The organism is Ruegeria sp. BC8 (assembly GCF_056535705.1).
In genome coordinates, this window is sequence record NZ_JBQFIV010000001.1 from 2,673,523 (window position 1) to 2,692,213 (window position 18,691).

At 62.4% G+C, this 18,691-nt stretch carries 21 protein-coding genes; 7 read left to right on the plus strand and 14 right to left on the minus strand.

All coding sequences use genetic code 11. The annotated features are described in order from the left end of the window. Window positions 1-2: 2 nt before the first annotated feature. Genes ACR3EK_RS13470 through ACR3EK_RS13480 form a run of 3 tightly spaced genes read right to left on the minus strand, consistent with a single transcriptional unit; the run spans window position 3 to window position 1,580 of the window. Window positions 3-383: a GFA family protein gene (locus ACR3EK_RS13470; RefSeq protein WP_170342302.1), complete on the minus strand. Its 381-nt coding sequence runs from the start codon at window positions 381-383 to the stop codon at window positions 3-5. Window positions 384-387: 4 nt separating this feature from the next. Further along, window positions 388-1,011, minus strand: a complete 624-nt coding sequence (locus ACR3EK_RS13475) for a LysE family translocator (RefSeq protein WP_480633617.1) — start codon at window positions 1,009-1,011, stop codon at window positions 388-390. Continuing rightward, window positions 1,011-1,580, minus strand: coding sequence for a helix-turn-helix domain-containing protein (locus ACR3EK_RS13480; RefSeq protein WP_260063599.1), 570 nt, complete (start codon window positions 1,578-1,580; stop codon window positions 1,011-1,013). The genes ACR3EK_RS13475 and ACR3EK_RS13480 overlap by 1 nt, the downstream gene beginning before the upstream one ends. A 56-nt stretch (window positions 1,581-1,636) precedes the next feature. On the opposite strand from ACR3EK_RS13480, the gene ACR3EK_RS13485 reads away from it, so the two are divergent. Together ACR3EK_RS13485 and ACR3EK_RS13490 are read left to right on the plus strand one after the other, a co-directional pair. Continuing rightward, window positions 1,637-1,969, plus strand: coding sequence for a DUF1294 domain-containing protein (locus ACR3EK_RS13485; RefSeq protein WP_367647887.1), 333 nt, complete (start codon window positions 1,637-1,639; stop codon window positions 1,967-1,969). 38 nt (window positions 1,970-2,007) lie between these two features. Beyond that, the gene (locus tag ACR3EK_RS13490) at window positions 2,008-2,904 is read left to right on the plus strand and encodes a cation diffusion facilitator family transporter (protein WP_170341329.1); all 897 of its coding nucleotides are present in this window, start codon (window positions 2,008-2,010) and stop codon (window positions 2,902-2,904) included. 5 nt (window positions 2,905-2,909) lie between these two features. On the opposite strand, the gene ACR3EK_RS13495 is transcribed toward ACR3EK_RS13490, so the two are convergent. Continuing rightward, window positions 2,910-3,365, minus strand: coding sequence for a GAF domain-containing protein (locus ACR3EK_RS13495; protein ID WP_170342295.1), 456 nt, complete (start codon window positions 3,363-3,365; stop codon window positions 2,910-2,912). Between the two features lie 73 nt (window positions 3,366-3,438). After that, window positions 3,439-4,611 (minus strand): acetyl-CoA C-acyltransferase, encoded by a 1,173-nt coding sequence (locus tag ACR3EK_RS13500; RefSeq protein WP_170341327.1) that lies wholly within the window; start codon window positions 4,609-4,611, stop codon window positions 3,439-3,441. A gap of 100 nt (window positions 4,612-4,711) precedes the next feature. Between ACR3EK_RS13500 and ACR3EK_RS13505 the strand changes: the two genes are divergently transcribed. From ACR3EK_RS13505 to ACR3EK_RS13515, 3 genes are all read left to right on the plus strand, one after another. Then, entirely contained in the window at window positions 4,712-5,050 is a 339-nt protein-coding gene (locus ACR3EK_RS13505; protein WP_480633618.1) for an STAS domain-containing protein, read from the plus strand. Between the two features lie 20 nt (window positions 5,051-5,070). Continuing rightward, complete coding sequence (locus ACR3EK_RS13510; protein WP_170342288.1) at window positions 5,071-5,532, plus strand: ATP-binding protein; 462 nt, start codon at window positions 5,071-5,073, stop codon at window positions 5,530-5,532. 188 nt (window positions 5,533-5,720) lie between these two features. After that, the gene (locus ACR3EK_RS13515; protein ID WP_480633619.1) at window positions 5,721-7,298 is read left to right on the plus strand and encodes a gamma-glutamyltransferase family protein; all 1,578 of its coding nucleotides are present in this window, start codon (window positions 5,721-5,723) and stop codon (window positions 7,296-7,298) included. Between the two features lie 24 nt (window positions 7,299-7,322). Here the strand turns inward: ACR3EK_RS13515 and hspQ are convergent, their stop codons facing one another. Continuing rightward, the gene (hspQ, locus tag ACR3EK_RS13520; RefSeq protein WP_170342283.1) at window positions 7,323-7,649 is read right to left on the minus strand and encodes a heat shock protein HspQ; all 327 of its coding nucleotides are present in this window, start codon (window positions 7,647-7,649) and stop codon (window positions 7,323-7,325) included. 187 nt (window positions 7,650-7,836) lie between these two features. On the opposite strand from hspQ, the gene ACR3EK_RS13525 reads away from it, so the two are divergent. Continuing rightward, entirely contained in the window at window positions 7,837-8,418 is a 582-nt protein-coding gene (locus ACR3EK_RS13525) for a transglycosylase SLT domain-containing protein (protein WP_093964271.1), read from the plus strand. Between the two features lie 12 nt (window positions 8,419-8,430). Here the strand turns inward: ACR3EK_RS13525 and ACR3EK_RS13530 are convergent, their stop codons facing one another. The 4 genes from ACR3EK_RS13530 to ACR3EK_RS13545 form a co-directional block, all read right to left on the minus strand. Then, on the minus strand, window positions 8,431-9,027 hold the full coding sequence (locus ACR3EK_RS13530; RefSeq protein ID WP_170342281.1) for a LolA family protein: 597 nt from the start codon (window positions 9,025-9,027) through the stop codon (window positions 8,431-8,433). A gap of 39 nt (window positions 9,028-9,066) precedes the next feature. Continuing rightward, window positions 9,067-11,970, minus strand: coding sequence for a DNA translocase FtsK (locus tag ACR3EK_RS13535; protein ID WP_480633620.1), 2,904 nt, complete (start codon window positions 11,968-11,970; stop codon window positions 9,067-9,069). Between the two features lie 13 nt (window positions 11,971-11,983). After that, complete coding sequence (locus tag ACR3EK_RS13540; RefSeq protein ID WP_480633621.1) at window positions 11,984-13,165, minus strand: aminotransferase class I/II-fold pyridoxal phosphate-dependent enzyme; 1,182 nt, start codon at window positions 13,163-13,165, stop codon at window positions 11,984-11,986. Window positions 13,166-13,274: 109 nt separating this feature from the next. Then, a complete protein-coding gene (locus ACR3EK_RS13545) occupies window positions 13,275-14,603 on the minus strand; it encodes an amidase (RefSeq protein WP_480633622.1) in 1,329 nt (442 codons plus the stop codon). A 93-nt stretch (window positions 14,604-14,696) separates the two neighbouring features. Between ACR3EK_RS13545 and ACR3EK_RS13550 the strand changes: the two genes are divergently transcribed. After that, window positions 14,697-15,923 carry an FAD-dependent monooxygenase gene (locus ACR3EK_RS13550; protein ID WP_480633623.1) on the plus strand — a complete coding sequence of 409 codons (1,227 nt, stop codon included), beginning with the start codon at window positions 14,697-14,699 and terminating at the stop codon, window positions 15,921-15,923. On the opposite strand, the gene ACR3EK_RS13555 is transcribed toward ACR3EK_RS13550, so the two are convergent. The 4 genes from ACR3EK_RS13555 to ACR3EK_RS13570 form a co-directional block, all read right to left on the minus strand. Further along, window positions 15,920-16,105: a Trm112 family protein gene (locus ACR3EK_RS13555; protein WP_093964266.1), complete on the minus strand. Its 186-nt coding sequence runs from the start codon at window positions 16,103-16,105 to the stop codon at window positions 15,920-15,922. The two genes, ACR3EK_RS13550 and ACR3EK_RS13555, sit on opposite strands and share 4 nt — an antisense overlap. Then, on the minus strand, window positions 16,102-16,743 hold the full coding sequence (locus ACR3EK_RS13560) for an LON peptidase substrate-binding domain-containing protein (protein WP_480633624.1): 642 nt from the start codon (window positions 16,741-16,743) through the stop codon (window positions 16,102-16,104). The genes ACR3EK_RS13555 and ACR3EK_RS13560 overlap by 4 nt, the downstream gene beginning before the upstream one ends. A 27-nt stretch (window positions 16,744-16,770) precedes the next feature. Beyond that, window positions 16,771-17,688, minus strand: coding sequence for a thioredoxin family protein (locus tag ACR3EK_RS13565; RefSeq protein ID WP_170341311.1), 918 nt, complete (start codon window positions 17,686-17,688; stop codon window positions 16,771-16,773). An 88-nt stretch (window positions 17,689-17,776) separates the two neighbouring features. Then, window positions 17,777-18,565: an exodeoxyribonuclease III gene (locus ACR3EK_RS13570; RefSeq protein WP_260063608.1), complete on the minus strand. Its 789-nt coding sequence runs from the start codon at window positions 18,563-18,565 to the stop codon at window positions 17,777-17,779. Between the last annotated feature and the right edge of the window lie 126 nt (window positions 18,566-18,691).

The window sequence follows — 18,691 nt, forward strand, 5'->3', positions numbered from 1 at the left end:
TGTCATTGTGCCCTTTGGGGCAGTTCATCCGTGATGTCGTAGTAGTCGCCCTTGTCCGCCACGAAGATGTGGCGAGCCAGTTTCAACTGAGTGGGCTGGTCCAGAGCCCCCATCGAAACCGAAATCGTGTCTTCGTCCTTGTGCTGCCAGAACAGAAAGCTCCCGCATGCCTTGCAGAAACCACGCCGGGCCGTGTCCGAAGCCTGAAACCACCCCAGCGTATCGCTGCTGTTCAGGGTCAGGTTGTCCTGGTGGGTCGCGGTCGAGGCCCAATAATGCCCTGACTGCCGACGGCATTGCCCGCAGTGGCAGGCCGAGGGCGGTGACAGCTCTCCGTTGATCGTGAAGGCCACCGAACCGCAAAGGCACGATCCTTTTTGCATGGCTCTATCCCTTTCCTGCAGGTGTCGCGCTGGTTCCCAGCAGGGCGCCATAAATGATGAAACAGGTGGCCATGACGCGGCGCACCCAGACGTTGAACACGGCGCCCAGTGCCGCCCGCCCCATCACCGCACCCAACAGTGTGAACCCGGTGTAGCTGAGCGTCGTGATGATCAGCGCCGTCGGCATGATGATCGCCATTTGCTGCCAGATCGGCACATCAGGCTGCACGAACTGGGAAAACCCGGCCAGGTAACCTGCGACGCTCTTTGGATTGATCGTGGCGACGGCCAAGGCATGCAGGTAGACATGGCGGGCCGGGCGCTGGCTGGCCGGCGCGGGACGCGCGGCGTTCATCCACCCCCGGAGTCCCATCCAGATCAGGAACCCCGCCCCGATCAGTTTGGCCACGAAAAACCCGGTTGGCGAGGCCGCGATCAGGGCTGTCACCCCCAGAGCCGACAGGATCAGAAAGGCGCTGGCTTGGGTCAGGATCGCCAGAACCCCAAGCATTGCCTTGGGAAATGGCAGGCTCATCCCGTTCGAAATGCAATTCACCGCATTCGGACCCGGCGTGGTCACGAACACCACCCAGAACAGCGCGAATATGGTCCAGGCCTCAAAGCTCATCAGTACACCGGCGGAGCGATCACCCAGACGGCCACGGCGGGTTCGTCGTAAGGGTTCGCCCATTGATAGGGTTCGTGCTTGATTCGAAAGCTGTCCCCGACGCCGACAGTGAAATTTCGGCCTCCGATCGTAAGGTCAAGGCGGCCCGCGATCATGTATCCAACCTCCTGCGTCGGACGGTTGGCCGGGGTCTGCATCCGGGAATGGGGCTCAAAGGTGGAATGCACCATCTCGAAATCATCGGTCAGGTCAGGCGACAGCAATTCCTCGATCAGCCCTTCCTCGCCCGACCCCATCGGCCGGCGCGAACCGGCGCGCACCACATAGCCCTGTTCCCCGGCCAGAACGCCGGTATGGGCGAACAGCATCGACATCGGCACACCCAGGCATTCCGCGATCAGGCGCAGATCCGAGATCGACGGAGCAGACAAATCGCGCTCGACCTGGCTGAGCCAGCCCACCGACCGGTCCAACCGCGAAGCGATATCGGTTAGCGTCAACCCGCGCGCCTTGCGCAGCGCGCGAATGTCCGCCCCCAGCGTCGCAGCGATATGGGCCTGGTCGTTCACGCTACCACCCCCGATTCATGAAATTTACGTCACATTTTTCACGATGTCCCGAATCGGTGAAAATTCCAAGAGATTTTTCACTACCGATCCTGATCCTTCCACGCTATGGCTGCGGAATGTGGATCGTCATTCTGTATTTCTGGGCCATCAACGCGTTGACTTTGCTGGTGTTCGGCTGGGACAAGCTGCGGGCGATCCGACGCAGGCGGCGTGTCCCGGAGAAGTGGCTTTTGCGACTGGCGCTGTTGGGCGGCAGCCCCGCAGCTTTGTTGGGTCGCTGGATATTCGGGCACAAGACCCGGAAAAAGCGGCTGACGACTGTGCTGTATGCCATTGCGGCTCTGCAGGCGGGCGCGATCTACCTGTTCCTCACCTACAGTTCTGTTTGAAACTGGCAATTGGCAGTGCGATCGGGCAATGGTTGCACATGATTGACAGAACTTCGTCCCAGGCGCTGGCCATCGGGTCAGTGGCGGTGTCCCTGCTGGTGCTGCTGCTCAAGGTCCTGGCATGGCATTTGACCGGGTCGGTCGCTCTGTATTCCGACGCAATGGAGTCTTTGGTCAACGTGGTCGGCGCGCTGCTGGCGTGGTTTGCCATTCGGATGGCAGAGCGTCCTGCCGACAGCAATCACCCTTTCGGACATCACAAGGCCGAGAACTTCTCGGCCATCGCCGAGGGGACCCTGATCGTTCTCGCCGCAATCCTGATCATTCAGGAAGCCTGGGGCGCCTTGTTCGCGCCTCACCTGGACCAGCTCGGACCGATCGGACTGGCCGTGAACGCAGCGGCCATGGTCCTGAACCTGGTCTGGGCCCGCGTCTTGATCTCGGCGGGTCAGAAACGGCGCTCGCCGGCCATGACCGCCAATGGGCGCCACCTGATGACCGACGTCTGGACCTCGGCCGGGGTCTTGTTGGGACTGATCCTGGTATTGCTCACAGGCTGGGCCGTTCTTGACCCGTTGCTGGCCATTCTGGTGGCCGCGAATATTCTGCGCGAAGGTTGGAAGGTCATTTTCCATTCGGCCGGAGATCTGATGGATTCAGCTGCCCACACCGAGGACACGGACATCATCGAGGCCGCCGTTCGGAACTCGTCTCAGGGAGCCTTGCAGATCCACGATCTGCGCACCCGTCGGGCCGGCAAAGCCGTGTTCATCGAATTTCACCTGGTCGTCGATCGCAACATGACAGTCGGTGACGCCCACGACATCTGTGACGCGATCGAAGATGCAATCGCGGAAAAGCTGCCCGAGGCCCGGACCATCATTCACGTGGAGCCGGACTCTCAGCTCAAAGCCTCGGGAATCGAACCGGAATAAAGGTTCTACAGACGCCCGAAAACCTGCGCGAGGATACGCGACAGCCCATCGGCATCGGCCTGCTCGAACGCATCGGGCTGATCGCTGTCGATATCAAAGACCCCGATGACCTGCCCCGCAGAGTCCCGCACCGGCAGAACCAATTCGGACCGGGTCGACGAGGCACAGGCAATGTGCCCCTCAAACGCATCCACATCCGGGACCAGCTGAACCTCTCCGGTCCGCGCTGCTGCCCCGCAGACCCCGCGCGAGAACGGAATGACCAAACACCCATGCCCGCCTTGATAGGGTCCGATCTTCAACAACTCCGGCTCGGTCACACGGTAAAACCCTGTCCAGTCAAAGCGGTCGTCGCTGTGATGCACCTCGCAGGCGACGGTGGCCATCAGAGCGACCTGGTCAGTTTCACCTTCCGTCAGGGCTTCGATGGTTTTGGACAAGAGCGCGTAGTCAGCTTTCATGGGGTCATTTCCAATGTGCAACCGGGCCGCAACCTCTGCGGCCCGGTTCAGCTAATGGCAAAATGCCAAAGCGTCAAACCCGCTCGATCGCGATTGCGGTGCCTTCGCCGCCTCCGATGCAGATCGCGGCCACTCCGCGCTTCAGGCCACGCTTCTCGAGTGCATTTAGAAGCGTCACCATGATACGTGCACCTGAGGCACCGATCGGATGACCGAGGGCGCAGGCGCCTCCGTTGACGTTGACCTTGTCGCGCGGCAGGCCCATTTCGTGCATGAAGGCCATCGGAACAACGGCAAAAGCCTCGTTCACTTCCCACAGGTCCACGTCGTCCTTGCTCCAACCGATCCGTTCCAGCAGCTTCTGCGCGGCCGGGACCGGAGCCGTCGTGAAAAGGCCGGGCGCCTGGGCGTGGCTCGCGTGGCCCAGGATGCGGGCACGTACATTCAGGCCGCGCGCCTCGGCCGTGTCAGCCGCAGCAAGAACCAGCGCCGCTGCGCCATCCGAGATTGACGAGGAATTGGCCGCCGTCACCGTGCCATCCTTGCGGAATGCCGGCTTCAGCGTCGGTATCTTTTCCGGTCGCGCCGATTTGGGCTGCTCGTCCGAATCCTGAATGATTTCACCTTTGCGGCTTCGGACCGTGACGGCTGCGATCTCGTCCGAGAAGGCCCCACTGGCCTGCGCTTCGAGCGCATTCGACAGCGATTTCAACGCGTATTCGTCTTGCGCCTCTCGGGTGAATTGATAAGCCTCGGCGCAGTCTTCGGCAAAAGTGCCCATCAGGCGGCCCTTGTCATAGGCATCTTCCAACCCGTCCAGGAACATGTGATCCACCACCTGGCCGTGACCGATACGAGCCCCGCCGCGCATCTTGGGCAGCAAGTAGGGCGCATTCGTCATGCTTTCCATCCCACCCGCAACCATCGAGTCTGCATGGCCAAGCGCGATCTGATCGAACGCCATCATCGCCGCCTTCATGCCCGACCCGCACATCTTGTTCAGCGTGGTCGCAGGCACCTCTTCACCCAGACCTGCCGCAAACCCTGCCTGCCGCGCCGGAGCCTGCCCCTGACCGGCGGGCAGAACGCAGCCCATCAAAACCTCGTCGACCGTCTGCGTCTTGGCGTTTTCAAGCGCCGCGCGAATGGCGACGCCACCCAGTTCCGCCGCAGGCACGCCGTCGAACATTCCTTGAAACCCGCCCATCGGCGTCCGGGCCGCACCAGCGATCACAACCTCTTTCATGTGACGACTCCTCCTTTTGTCGAGTGCTTGGATACCGAATGGTAAGAAATGCCGTCTAGCGTATTTCTACGATCGATCGACGGAATCCGAGGGGAGTCACGTGGCACTGAGCAGCAAAACGACAGGCGAGACGCAGATCATCACAGTCGACGCCGCCCGCATCGACGCCGCCATGGCGATACAGTTCAAGGAAGACATGCGGACCCAAACCGCAGATGGCGCCAGTCGGATCATCCTGGACCTGTCTGCGGTCGAGTTCATAGACTCCAGTGGATTGGGCGCGATCGTGGCGTCCATGAAGCAACTTGGAAATGGGCGCAGGCTGGAACTGGCGGGATTGCAGCCTGTCGTGGCAAAGGTTTTTCGGCTGACGCGGATGGATACGGTTTTCAAACTGCATCCCAACTTGGATGACGCGCTGGCCTCCGAGTTGGAGTGAAGCGTCAGGGGGCAAATGGCGTGACAGTCAACTGCGAAGACGGCCGACTCGAAGTGGCGTTCCCTGCCGTCGAAGCCGAGGCCAGCCGCGCCATCGCTTCGTTGCACGCGGGGCTGTCGAATCTCGGTTTGCCGGGGCAAAAGACTGCCGACATCAAGATCGTGTTGGCCGAGGCGATCAACAATGTTGTCGAACACGCCTATGCTGAGCGCGCGCCCGGAATGGTTCGGGTTTCCGTGCTGGACTCCAAAGATTACCTGGAGGTCCAGATCACTGACACCGGGCACCCCTTGCCCGGCCTGAAGATGCCTGATGGCATTCCTGCCAGTGTGGAAACCGATACTTCAAACCTGCCCGAAGGTGGATTCGGTTGGTTCCTGATCCGCACATTGGCCGACGAGGTGCGGTATGACCGCAGAAACGGCCAAAACCTGCTATTCTTGCGGTTTGAGCGCACAAAAAAAGCGGATCGGCCACAATAACGCCCAGATCGGACCATTGTCGCGCCGCAAACGACGGGCAGAAACAAGGGGTAGCTCAGATAGCTTCCCTCGGCGCCATGTGTCACAGCCCCCACCCAGTGAACGGCGCCGAGGACCTTCTCCTTGAAATGACTGGACATCAGCCAACGGCACCCTAGTGTCGACGCGTTCAGGAGGAGACCCATTCCATGCGCGATTTCCACGCCCCCGGCCGTTCCGAGGTTTTGTCGACCGAAGGGATGTGCGCAACCTCGCATCCGCTGGCTGCAAAGGTGGCGCTGGATATTCTGGGCCGCGGCGGAAACGCAATGGACGCGGCCATTGCCGCGGGCGTACTTCTGGGCATCTGCGAACCGCAGATGACAGGTCTGGGTGGCGACTGTTTCGTTCTTTACAATCGCGCCGGCGAAACGAAGGTTCGCGCGCTGAACGGATCCGGGCGGGCGCCCGCTGGAGCCTCGGCCGAAGATCTGCGGGCCCGTGGGTTGGCTGCTGTGCCACTTGACCGCCCCGAAGCGGTGACGATCCCCGGGGCTGTCGATGCATTCTGCCACCTGTCAGAGGCCGAGGGTCGATTGGGGATCGAGGCCCTTCTTCAACCTGCAATTCACTATGCCGAAACGGGCGTTCCGGTTGCACCCCGCGTCGCGCTTGACTGGTCGATCGGGGCCGAAACGCTGCAGGGCGCAGCCCGGGATCACTATCTGATCGACGGCCGCGCCCCAACGACAGGTCAGATGTTCCGCGCTCCGGGTCAGGCAGAAGTCCTGCGTCGCGTGGCCCGAAATGGGCGTGACGCCTTTTACGAGGGCGAAATCGCCGATGACATGCTGGCCGCGTTGAATTCTCGAGGCGGGATCCATTCGGCCACCGATTTTCACGACACAAAGTTCATCGAAGCCTCACCGGTCGGAGGTGACTACCGCAACGCTGAACTGCTGGAACATCCGCCGAACGGACAAGGCGCGACTGCGATCCTGCTTCTCAACATCCTCAAGCATTTCGACATTGCAGGCATGGACCCGTCGGGCGCCGAACGGGCGCATATCGAAGCCGAGGCGACCAAGCTGGCCTACGATGCACGCAACCGGTTCATCGCCGACCCGGATCAGTCGTCGCGCATGGAACATTTTCTGGCGCCGGAAACGGCGGCAAAGCTGGCCGAGCTGATTGATCCCCGGCGCGCCATGACTGCCGCAGCGCCGCTGACCGAAGCCGTGCACAAGGACACAGTTTACGTCACGGTCGTCGACCGGGACCGTATGGCTGTTTCTCTGATCTATTCGATCTTCCACAGCTTCGGATCGGGCATCGCCTCGGAAAAATTTGGCATACTCCTGCAGAACCGCGGATGTGGTTTCAACCTTGAACCGGGACATCCGAACGAGCTGGGCGGCGGCAAGCGCCCGATGCACACGATCATTCCCGCGATGCTGAAGCAAAACGGTCAGATAGCCATGCCGTTCGGCGTGATGGGCGGGGCCTATCAGCCGACAGGCCACGCGCGCCTGGTTTCCAACCTTCTGGATTTCGACTTGGGGCTGCAGCACGCCGTCGACGCACCCCGCGTTTTTGCCGACGGTTCGATCTTGAAGATCGAACCCAGTTACGATCGCAGGATCGCGCAACAATTGTCGGAAATGGGGCACAATGTCGTCGAAACGGAAACGCCTCTGGGCGGCGCCCAGGCGATCCGAATCCGTCAAAGCGGAGTATTGGAGGGCGCCAGCGACCCCCGAAAGGACGGTTGCGCTTTGGGTTACTGACGCCGCAACGGCGTCAACACCGTATCAGTTCAGTTGGAAGTGCAGCGGATAGCTGCCGTCCTGAAACGGCCCGAACATGTTGGGAATATCAGGATGATCAACAGGTTCGCCAGACTGGTCGGCAATCAGATTTTGCTCTGATACATAAGCCACATAGAAGGATTGATCGTTCTCGGCCAGCAAATGGTAGAACGGCTGATCCTTGATCGGGCGGCTGTCTTCGGGAATTGCCTCGTACCATTCCTCGGTGTTCGCAAATTCCGGATCCACGTCAAAAATCACCCCTCGGAAGGGATGTTTCTTGTGACGAACCACCTGGCCCAGGCGGTACTTTGCATTTGTCTTCAGCATTGTCTCAGCCCCCAAGGCACTTACTAAACCTTTCCGCCGGCAATTGCCAATCATTGATCTGAAATTCGCGGAAACAGTCTGTGAACCTATGCCTGACAGTCGACGGCCTGCTGCAGGGTTTCTTATACGATTGTGATTTCCTCGGCCTGCAATCTGCGCTAGAATAAAGAAAAAAGGCACGAGGCACATGAGCAGAAAACTTCTCGTACTCTTCGGGGTGCTGTTTTTGGCATCCTGTGGGGGCGGCGCACAGCGTCCGCCCAGCAACCTCAATGACGCTTGCGCCATCGCGCGCGAGCGGCCGGACATGATCAAGGCGTTCAAGAGCACCGAACGCAAATGGGGTGTTCCGGTCCATGTCCAGATGGCAACCATCTACCAAGAAAGCCGCTATCGTCACGACGCCCGGACGCCCCACAAATATGTTCTTGGGGTTATTCCGATGGGCCGTCAGAGCAGCGCCTATGGCTTCAGCCAGGCCCTGGACGGAACCTGGGAAGAATACCAGCGCGAAACCGGGAAGCGGCGCGCCAAGCGTGACCGCATTCGTGACGCATCAGATTTCGTCGGTTGGTACATGAACAAAAGCAGTCAGAAGATCGGCATCTCGACCAGCGACACGCGGAACCAGTATCTGGCGTATCACGAAGGTCGCGCGGGTTACGCACGCGGCAGCCATTACGGCAAGACCTGGCTATTGAACGTGGCCAATGACGTGGACGCACGTGCGCAGATGTACCAGGCGCAGCTGTCCAGCTGCCGCTACTGAAAGAGCTGCGGGTCAGCGGTTTTCTGACCCGCGCCGCGCCTTGTTCGAAAACAGGCCGCTGTCGATTCTGACATCTTCGTTGAGGGGGCCCAGCAGCACCGTGGTTTGACCCCCGGCGTTGTCGTAGATGACCCATTTCCTCAACTCGATCGGATTTGCCGTGAACATCAGCTCGATCCGCCCGGACTCGGGGTTTTTCGGGTCCTGCGCGGTGACGACCGTGGCTGTGCCATCAAATGTGTGGCCGACTACCATGTTGGCCTGCGACAGGTTCACGTTGCGCGCCAGAACCAGCGACAGCGGTGTGCGCTTCAACGGGTACTGCTCGGGCGGCTGGTTCGATTTGGGGTCGAACACCATCACGGTGCCGGCATTGGCCAGCACCACCGCGCTGTTGGGCGGATCGTATTCGAACCGCATCTTGCCGGGGCGCTGCAGCCACAGCTTGCCGGTACTCAGCGATCCGTCATCGTTGACTTGGGTAAACGTCGTCTGAACGGCCTTCAGTCCGTTCAGATAGTTCGAGATCTGCGACAAGGGCAGCTTGTCGGCGGCCCAGGCTGCAGGGGCAGTCAAAGCAAGGGCAAGGGCAAAGGCAATCTGTTTCATGACACACAGATATGCGCTCTGCCCTTGTTATTAAATATCCTACTGTTCCGGGACGAGGATTTCGCGTTTGCCCACGTGATTTGCTGCCGAAACAACGCCTTCGTCCTCCATCTGCTCGACCAGCCGTGCAGCCTTGTTGTAGCCGATGGCAAGTTTCCGCTGGATGTACGACGTTGAACACTTGCGATCCTTGATCACGATGGCAACCGCCTGATCGTACAGGGCATCCTCACCATTGGTGTTACCGCCGGTGTTCAGCCCCAGAACCGCGTCGATATTGTCGGCCTTGTCCTCGGACGGGCCGTCCAGCACGCTGCCGACATAGTCGGGCGGGCCATACTGCTTGAGGTGGTTCACGACCTCCTCGACCTCTTCATCGGACACGAACGGCCCGTGGCAGCGGGTGATCTTGGCGCCGCCGGCCATGTACAGCATATCGCCCTGCCCCAGCAGCTGTTCGGCCCCCATCTCTCCCAGGATGGTCCGGCTGTCGACTTTCGACGTCACCTGGAACGAGATCCGGGTCGGGAAGTTGGCCTTGATCGTGCCGGTGATGACGTCCACCGATGGGCGCTGCGTGGCCATGATCAGGTGGATGCCCGAGGCCCGTGCCATCTGCGCCAGACGCTGGATGCAGGCTTCGATCTCCTTGCCGGCCACCATCATCAGGTCGGCCATCTCGTCGACGATGACGACGATATAGGGCATGGCCTTGGGTTCGAACTCTTCCGTCTCGAAAACGGGTTCTCCGGTTTCGTCGTCGAACCCGGTCTGGACCGTGCGGCTGAACATCTCGCCCTTGGACAGCGCGTCCTTCACCCGGCCGTTGTAGCCGGCGATGTTGCGCACGCCCATCTTGGACATCTTGCGATAGCGGTCCTCCATCTCGCCGACGACCCATTTCAGGGCAACCACCGCCTTTTTCGGGTCGGTCACGACCGGCGACAGCAGGTGCGGGATGCCGTCATAGACGGAAAGTTCCAGCATCTTTGGGTCGATCATGATCAGGCGGCATTCGTCCGGTGTCAGCTTGTAGAGCAGCGACAGGATCATTGTGTTGATCGCCACCGACTTGCCCGAACCGGTCGTCCCGGCGATCAGCAGGTGAGGCATCTTGGCCAGGTTGGCCACGACCGAGTCTCCGCCGATATCCTTGCCCAGCGCCAGCGGCAGCGCATGGGTGCCGTCGCCGAAATCGCGGCTTGCCAGGATTTCGCGCAGGACCACCATCTCGCGGTTCTCGTTGGGCAGTTCGATACCGATGACCGAACGTCCGGGCAGGGTCGAGACACGCGCCGACAGCGCCGACATAGACCGGGCGATATCATCGGCCAGCCCGATCACGCGGCTGGCTTTCAGGCCCGGTGCGGGTTCCAACTCGTACATCGTGACGACAGGGCCGGGGCGGACACTGACGATCTCGCCTTTGACCCCATAATCATCCAGCACGTTCTCCAGCATCCGCGCGTTTTCCTCCAGCGCTTCGTCACTGAGGTGATGACGCTGAATGCCCGACGGGTTCGTGAGCAGGCTGAGTGGCGGCAGTTCGAAATCCGTGTGCCGCTCTTCGAAAGACAGGCTGGGCTGCGCTTCGGCCTGAGCCCGTCGCGACGGCAGAACGTTGCGCCGGACTGGCTGCGCCACAACCGGCTTGCGCGGTTCGGCAACCGGGATCTTCATCGCGGGGCGTGCCTCGGCGATTGGGTCCTCTGCATCCTCGAACACCTGATCGTCGTCGATATCCTCATGCGCATATGTCGAAAGCCGGTCTTCCGCGAACGTCTCCATTTCCGCAGAAGGCTGCGTCGGGTGACCTGTCAACGGCGGCTCGGGCGGCAGCCCGGCAGCAGTCAACGGAGGTTCGGGCGGAAGGTTGCCCGCTCGCGGCGCATTCAGGATCAGCGGGTCAGGGCCGCGGCCGCGCCCCTTGGTCAGCGGGCGGTTCGGATCGGGCTCGGGCGCGATTTCACCGGTGGCGACCTTGCGGTTCTGGATCACCGCGGAGATCTTCGAGCGGATCCGGTCCTCGCCCGGCATCTCGTCATATCCGGTAACGGGTTCCGGATCGACCAGTTCGGGTTCGGGCATCGGCTCAGGGCGGCGGATCAGGCCGGGCATGCGCGCAAGCAGGCCCGTTTTGACGGGCTCGGGGGCTGCGATCTCGGGCTCTTCAAAGACCGGATCGGCATAGGCCAGTTCATCCTCGAATTCGGCACCGGCGGCTTGGGTTGCCTTGCGTTCCTGCCACTTTTCCCGGCGCGCCTGTGCGGCCCGGGCGGTGGCCGACGCCCCCTGCCCCAGCGCGGTCATCAACATGTCATAGGCCATCACCAGACCCAGCAGGAAAGCCCGGAACCCGCGCCGGACATCCGACTTGGTGAAGCCCAGCACAAAGACGCCCAACGCCAGCATTCCGGCCGCCATGGCCAGCGACATCAGCTTGACCATGAAATGCGACGAGATCGGCAACAGCGTAAGCAGCGCGCCCATTACCGTATCGCCGAACAGACCGCCCAGACCAAAGCTGTGCGTCGCGCGCCATTCGGCGCCGGGCACCAGGGTTGCAGCATAGACCGAGAGCACGGCGATCCAGATCGGCGCGAAAATCAGGCGGGCCACGGCGCGATCCTCGCCGAAATGGCCGGCAAAGCGCACGCCCCAGCCGACCAGCACCAGCGCGATGCCAAAGCTGCCCCAGCCCACGATCATGAACAACGGCGCGGCGATCGAAGCGCCGAACCGGCCCAGCCAGTTCTGCACCGGCGCGTCGGTCGAGACCATCCAGTTCGGATCATCCGGCGTGTAGGACCAGATCATCGCCGCGGCGGCCAGGCCGGCCAAGATCAAGGCGATCCCGATCAGTTCCTTGCTGCGCCGCTCGATCGCGGCCTGGGTGGTGCTGTCCAACAATGGGTCGCGGTTGCGCGCGTTGTAAGATGCCATGTGCCCTCGTACCTCACGAATAGATGCAGTCGCGGAGCGTGATCAGCCCGCGCTGCATCTCTGTTTTTGGGGCCACCATCGCGACCCTGATAAAGCCTTTGCCCGGGTTCTGCCCCGGATCCCCTTGTGAAAGATATGCGCCCGGCAGGACCCGAACCCCGGTTTCCCGCCACAGCTTCAATGCGGCCTGCTCGCCATCCTCGACGGGCAGCCAAAGAAAGAACCCCGCCTCGGGCGGCATATAGCCCTGAACGCCCGCAAACACCTGATCGGCGATCGCGTATTTTTCTTGATACAGCGCGCGGTTTTCTTGAACATGCGCCTCGTCGGCCCAGACCCTGGCCGCGGCGGCCTGCAACGGCGACGGCAAGGGCGCCCCGGCATAGGCGCGCAACTGCTTGACCCGCTTGATACTTTCCGGCCCGCCCGCGATCAGCCCCGACCGCAGCCCCGCCAGGTTCGAGCGTTTCGACAGCGAGTTGAACAGCGTGATCCGCTCGGGGTAGGCGCCCAGCTCCTGCGCGACGGTCAGGATGCCGGTGGGCGGCGCGTCGCGGTAGATTTCGGAATAGCACTCGTCGGCGAAGATGCGGAAATCGTACCGCTCGGCCAGCCGGATCAGATCGGCCCAGTAGTCGCGCGAGGCGACGGCACCCTGCGGGTTGGCGGGCGAACAGATATAGGCCACGGCGGTGCGGTTCAGCACATCCTCTGGAAGGCCGGCATAGTCCGGAAGATGCCCGGTGGCCGCGGTGGCGGGCACGAAATACGGCTGCGCCCCGACCGAGATCGAGGCCACCATGTAGACTTGGTAGAACGGGTTGGGGCACAAAACGATCGGCTGCTGGCCGTTCTTCTGCTCGGGGCAAAGCGCCATGGCGGCGTTGTACAACCCCTCGCGCGTACCGTTCAGCGCCATGATGTTGGTTTCGGGGTCCATCCGCACGCCATAGCGGCGGTCGATCCAGTCGGCGATGGCCCCGCGCAGCGCGTCGGACCCCTCGTTCGGCGGGTATTTCTGAAATCCGGCGGCGCTTTCCACAATGACATCGGTCACCCAGGCCGGAAAGTCATGCTTGGGCTCGCCAATCGTCATATGCACGACATCGCCACCCGGCGCGTGATGGTCGAGCAGGGCGCGTAGACGCGGAAAAGCATAGGCCGGTAGGTTCGAAAACCGCTCGGGGAAATTCATGACTGCTGCCTCGATACCGGGATCATTGGCGCCCCGGTTTTCCAGCAGATTACAGGCCGAACCCCCGCGCGTCCAGACAAAGAGGTTCCGAATCAGGGGATTGTGGCATTCAGGTCAGAACAGCCTCGGCCGCCGCACCTAGCCGCAAAAGCGCCTCTTCCGAGCCCGGATAGCCCAACATCATCAGCCCGCAGGACGGTATCGTGGTGGGCAGCGACAGCGCCGCCAGCCCCATCAGGTTGCCGATCCGGGTGTTGCGCAGGGCCAGAAGGTTCTCGGTGACGTAGTAGTCATGGTCGTTCATCAGCTGGTCCAGATCCGGCGGCAGGATCGGCGCGGTGGGGGCCAGAACCGCGTCAAAGCCGGCGGTGGCCGCGTCCCAGGCCGACCGGCAGGCTTTCAGCCGCGACCACGCGGCCACGTAATCCGGGCCGGAATGCCCCTTGCCCGCGCGGAACCGTTCAAGGATTTCGGGATACATCGCCTCAGGGTTGGCCTCGATCACGTCGCGCCACAGGCCATAGGCTTCGGTGGTGTAAAGGACACCGGACAGGCCCATCGCCTCGACCAGTTCCGGCACCTCCAGCGGCACGATTTCGGCCCCTGCATCACGCAAGCGGTCCAGCGCCTCGGCATAGGCCTGGCGTGGCGCGTCGCGCAGATCGTCCTGCGCGATGGTCTGCAGATCGGCAAACCGCCGCCCCTTCAGGCTGGCGCCCCGCAGATCGGCCGGCGTTCCGCCTTCCAGCAGCGCCAGCATCTGCGCCGCATCCTCGACCGACCGCGCCAGCGGGCCGACCGTGTCGAACCGCAGGCACAGGGGCACCACGCCCTCGAGGCTCAACCGCCCCGACGTGGTTTTCAGCCCCACCAAGTCGTTCCACGCGGCCGGAATGCGCACCGATCCGCCCGTATCCGAGCCGATTCCGCAGGCCGCCAGACCAAAGGCCACCGACGCCACCGCACCCGAGGACGACCCGCCCGGAACCGCCTTTTCGTCATTCACGCAGGGCGGCGTCGCGGTGACGGGGTTCAGGCCAAGGCCCGAGAAGGCCAGCTCGCTCATATGCGTCTTGCCCAGACAGACCGCGCCCATGGCCGTCGCGTTGCGCAGAACGGTTGCGTCATGGTCGGGAACCCGGCCGCGCAGCAGGGCCGATCCGGCCTCGGTTCCGATCCCGGCGGTGTCGAACAGATCCTTCCAGCTGATCGGCACCCCATCCAGCAGGGACCGGCGCAGCCCTTGGGCCGCCCGTTCGTTGGCCGCGCGGGCTTCGGCGCGGGCGCGGTCATGCGTGACGCGGGCATAGATGCGGTCGCGGTGCGGATGGGCGTCGATGGCCGCCAGATAGACCTCGGTCAGTTCCTCGGGATCGATCTGACCCATGCCGATCCCCCGGCCCAGGTCACATGCCGTCATGGTCAGCCAGTCCTGCATCTTTGCCCCCTCGTCGGAAAAATTCGTGTTTCGGCGACGGTAGCGACAGGACTGCACATGGACAATCCCGAAAGGGCGCGCATATTGCACCGCATGACACAGGTTTCCGATATCGTGATCGTGGGCGGCGGGCTGAACGGCCCCGCCCTGGCGCTGGCGCTGGCGCAGACCGGGCACAGCGTCACCGTGATCGACGCGCTGGCCGAGAAGGTGCGCAAGAACGCGGCATTCGACGGGCGTGCCTATGCGCTGGCGCTGGCCTCGCAACGGTTGCTGGCCGCGATCGGCATTTGGGAGCGGGTCGCGGACCACGCCCAGCCGATGTTGGAGATCAAGGTCACCGATGGCCATGCGGGCGCTGGCCCGTCGCCGTTTTTCATGCATTTCGACCATGCCGAGATCGAGGAAGGCCCGATGGGCTATATGGTCGAGGACCGTCACCTGCGGCGCGCGTTTCTTGCGGCGATGGAGGCAGAACCGGCGATCACTCGGGTCGATGGCAAAACCGTGGTTGCGCAGGAAACCGGGCCTGGTGGCGTGACCGTGACGCTGGATGACGGATCGGCGCTGTCCGGTCGGCTTCTGGTGGGGTGTGACGGCCGCCGCAGCGGCACCGCCGCCCGCGCCGGGATCAAGCGGACCGGATGGGACTACGGCCAGACCGCGCTGGTCTGCGCCATCGAACACGACCTGCCCCATCACGGCATCGCACATCAGTTCTTCATGCCCCCCGGCCCGCTGGCGATCCTGCCGCTGACCGGCAATCGCAGCTCGATCGTCTGGAGCGAACGCTCTGACACCGCGCAGCGCATCAACGCGCTGGACGAGGCCGAGTACCTTCAAGTTCTGCGGCCCAGATTCGGCGATTTTCTGGGTGACATCCGCCTGCAGGGCGACCGGTTCACCTATCCGCTGAACCTGACCATCGCCAATTCCTTCATCGCCGAGCGGCTGGCGCTGGTGGGTGATGCGGCCCATGGCATGCACCCGATCGCCGGTCAGGGGCTGAACGCCGGGCTGCGCGACGTCGGCGCTCTGGCCGAGGTGCTGACGCTGGCCGGGCGACGCGGCGAGGACATCGGCTCGGTGCTGGTTCTGGAGCGCTATCAGGAATGGCGCCGCTTTGACACGGCGGCCCTGGCAATGGCGACGGATGTGTTCAACAAGCTGTTTTCGAACGACAATCCGATACTGCGGCTGGGGCGCGAGATCGGAATGGGCATCGTGGGCTCCCTGCCCGGTCTGCGCCGCGGCTTCGTGCGCGAGGCCGCCGGTTTGACAGGCGACCTGCCCAAGCTGCTGCAGGGCCGCCCGATCTAGTCGAGCTTGCGCGCCTCATCTACCAGCATCACCGGAATCCCGTTGCGGATGGGAAAAGCCAGACCAGCGGCTTTCGAGACCAACTCCTGCCGCTCGGCGTCATATTCCAGCGTGGTATGAGTCTGTGGGCAGATCAGCGCCTCGAGCATGTGGCGGTCGAATCCCGGTTCCGTTTCAGTCATTGCAGTTGTTCCTCGTTTGAACCCCCGCGCAGCGAGAATTCGATCAGTGTGACAAGCGTTTCGCGCCGGGTGCGCAGACAGGGCGCCTCAAGCAGGGCCTGCTTGTCCTCAGGGTCGAAGTCCAGAAGCATAGACAGGGAATTGACCAGCAATTCGTCATCCGCCTCGTTCAGTGACTCCCAATCGGTCGACAGTTGGCGGGCGGAAAAGTAACTCCCCAGCAGACGCAGGAAACCGGACCGGTCGAACGTATCGTCAATTTCCCCTTTGCCCAGATCGCGGTCGAACCCGTCCCAGGTAACGGCGCAGCGACGATACGGGGTGAAACCATCCATTTCGGATTGGATGCGAAACCGGGATACACCGGACAGAGTGATCAGATAGCGCCCGTCTTCGGTCTCGGAAAACTGCGTGACACGTCCGGCGCATCCGATCCGATGCAATTTGGTGTCGTCGTTCTGACAAGGGTTCGGCTGGACCATGCCGACCAACCGCTCTTTGGTTTTCAAGGCGTCATCCAGCATTTGCAGGTAGCGAGGCTCGAAAATATGCAGCGGCAGGCGTGACCGGGGCAGCAACAGCGCCCCGGGCAGAGGAAACACGGACAACGTGTCCGGCAGATCGGCGGGATGCATCATGTTTCCGATTCTAGCTCTGATGCGCGGTTAGGCAAATATCATCGAGCTGAGTTTGCGGCGACCGTTCAAAACGATCGGGTCATTGGCCTTGAGCGCATCAAAGATGGTGAACAGCTGTGCCTTGGCTGCGCCATCATTCCATTCCCGATCGCGGCGAAACAGCTCGAGAAGCTGGTCAACCGCCTCGGCTGCCTTGCCGTTGGCATAGAGCGCCTGCGCCAGGTCGAACCGAGCCTGATGGTTGTCGGGATCTGCTTCGACCGCTGCCGTCAACTCGGCCACCGGCCCGGCATTTGCGGCCTGCTTGGCCAGTTCCAGCTGCGCGTGGGCAGCTTCCAACTCGGCCGTCGTTGAAATCTCGGCCGGAGCGCCGTTCAGGATCGCCTCGGCCTGATCAAGGTCACCCATCGCGATATGCGCCCGCACCAGGCCGCCATAGGCCGCGGCATGTTTGGGGTCTTCGCCAAGAATGGCGGCAAAGGTCTGGGCCGCATCCACTGCCGCGCCATCATTCAGCATCTCTTCGGCGGCCTCCACGGCCTCGTCCAGCTGGCCGCCCGGGCTCTGGCCCCCGGCAGCCTCGATCACACGGTCGATAAAGGCCTTGATCTCCGATCCTGGCAATGCGCCTTGGAATCCGTCAACCGGCTGCCCCTTGAAGAAGGCATAGACGGTCGGAATCGACTGGATACGCAATTGCGAGGCGATCATCTGCGCCTCGTCCACGTTGATTTTCACCATCTTGACCGCGCCCTTGGCCGCGGTCACGGCCTCTTCCAAGGCCGGACCCAAGGTCTTGCACGGACCGCACCAGGGCGCCCAGAAGTCGACGATAATGGGCAATTCCTGCGATGCCTCGACGACATCGGCCATGAAAGTGGCCTCGGTTCCGTCTTTGATCAGATCGGTGGCTGCGGGGCTGCCTGCGCCGTTCAGAAGTTCCATGGCATTCACTCTCCGGATTCAGTCTTGGGCCTTATATGCAACCAGCCGACCGGGAAACCAAGGGCCGAGTTGCGGAATCCCGCACCGATCAAAGATCGAAACTGGCAAAGACGGGCGCGTGGTCGCTGGGCTTCTCCCAGCCGCGCGCGTCACGCAGGACGCGGCTGGAATGGCCGGCGTTCGAGATATCAGGCGTCGCCCAGACGTGATCCAGGCGCCGCCCTTTGTCAGCCGCATCCCAGTCGCGGGCGCGATAGGACCACCAGCTGTAGAGCTGTCCCTCGGGGATGTCCTGCCGGGTGATATCGACCCAGCCGCCCGCATCCTGCGTCTCGGCCAATTGCTCGACCTCGATCGGCGTGTGCGACACGACCTTGAGCAGTTGCTTGTGCGACCACACGTCATCCTCGCGCGGGGCGATGTTCAGGTCACCGACCAGAATGGATTTCTGCGGCTTTTCGGCGTGGAACCAGTCGCGCATGTCGGTCAGGTAATCCAGCTTCTGGCCAAATTTCTCGTTCACCTCGCGATCGGGAACGTCGCCGCCTGCCGGGACGTAGAAATTGTGGATGATCACCCCGTTTTCCAATCGCCCCGCCACATGCCGGGCATGGCCCAGCCCGGCAAAGTCCTGATCGCCCAGATCCGTGATCGGCAGGCGCGACAGGATGGCCACGCCGTTATAGCCCTTCTGACCGCGGGCGATCATGTGGGTGTAGCCCAGTTCCGCGAATCCCTCTGTCGGGATCTTGTCGACCGGCGATTTGCACTCTTGCAGGCAGAGCACGTCCGGCGCTTCTTCCTGCAGCAGCTTCAGCACGATGGGCTCGCGCAGGCGAACGGAATTGATGTTCCAGGTGGCCAGAGTGAAAGGCATGATCGGGGTTCCCTTGTCGCGACTCGGGCAAACTAGCGCGGCAGGTGCCGGGGTGCCATCCGAAAAAAAGCCGGGCCAAAGGCCCGGCAGTCCAACAGGGAGGTACATGTCATGACCCGGACATGC

Bases quoted from the DNA above. Each gene is read 5' to 3' on its own strand.
- ACR3EK_RS13560 (WP_480633624.1), bottom strand. From the start codon at position 16,743: ATGATGCATCCCGCCGATCTGCCGGACACGTTGTCCGTGTTTCCTCTG.
- ACR3EK_RS13570 (WP_260063608.1), bottom strand. From the start codon at position 18,565: ATGCCTTTCACTCTGGCCACCTGGAACATCAATTCCGTTCGCCTGCGC.
- hspQ (WP_170342283.1), bottom strand. From the start codon at position 7,649: ATGCTGAAGACAAATGCAAAGTACCGCCTGGGCCAGGTGGTTCGTCAC.
- ACR3EK_RS13495 (WP_170342295.1), bottom strand. From the start codon at position 3,365: ATGAAAGCTGACTACGCGCTCTTGTCCAAAACCATCGAAGCCCTGACG.
- ACR3EK_RS13515 (WP_480633619.1), top strand. From the start codon at position 5,721: ATGCGCGATTTCCACGCCCCCGGCCGTTCCGAGGTTTTGTCGACCGAA.
- ACR3EK_RS13500 (WP_170341327.1), bottom strand. From the start codon at position 4,611: ATGAAAGAGGTTGTGATCGCTGGTGCGGCCCGGACGCCGATGGGCGGG.
- ACR3EK_RS13540 (WP_480633621.1), bottom strand. From the start codon at position 13,165: ATGAATTTCCCCGAGCGGTTTTCGAACCTACCGGCCTATGCTTTTCCG.
- ACR3EK_RS13535 (WP_480633620.1), bottom strand. From the start codon at position 11,970: ATGGCATCTTACAACGCGCGCAACCGCGACCCATTGTTGGACAGCACC.
- ACR3EK_RS13530 (WP_170342281.1), bottom strand. From the start codon at position 9,027: ATGAAACAGATTGCCTTTGCCCTTGCCCTTGCTTTGACTGCCCCTGCA.
- ACR3EK_RS13550 (WP_480633623.1), top strand. From the start codon at position 14,697: ATGACACAGGTTTCCGATATCGTGATCGTGGGCGGCGGGCTGAACGGC.
- ACR3EK_RS13525 (WP_093964271.1), top strand. From the start codon at position 7,837: ATGAGCAGAAAACTTCTCGTACTCTTCGGGGTGCTGTTTTTGGCATCC.
- ACR3EK_RS13470 (WP_170342302.1), bottom strand. From the start codon at position 383: ATGCAAAAAGGATCGTGCCTTTGCGGTTCGGTGGCCTTCACGATCAAC.
- ACR3EK_RS13545 (WP_480633622.1), bottom strand. From the start codon at position 14,603: ATGCAGGACTGGCTGACCATGACGGCATGTGACCTGGGCCGGGGGATC.
- ACR3EK_RS13490 (WP_170341329.1), top strand. From the start codon at position 2,008: ATGATTGACAGAACTTCGTCCCAGGCGCTGGCCATCGGGTCAGTGGCG.
- ACR3EK_RS13475 (WP_480633617.1), bottom strand. From the start codon at position 1,011: ATGAGCTTTGAGGCCTGGACCATATTCGCGCTGTTCTGGGTGGTGTTC.
- ACR3EK_RS13565 (WP_170341311.1), bottom strand. From the start codon at position 17,688: ATGGAACTTCTGAACGGCGCAGGCAGCCCCGCAGCCACCGATCTGATC.
- ACR3EK_RS13555 (WP_093964266.1), bottom strand. From the start codon at position 16,105: ATGACTGAAACGGAACCGGGATTCGACCGCCACATGCTCGAGGCGCTG.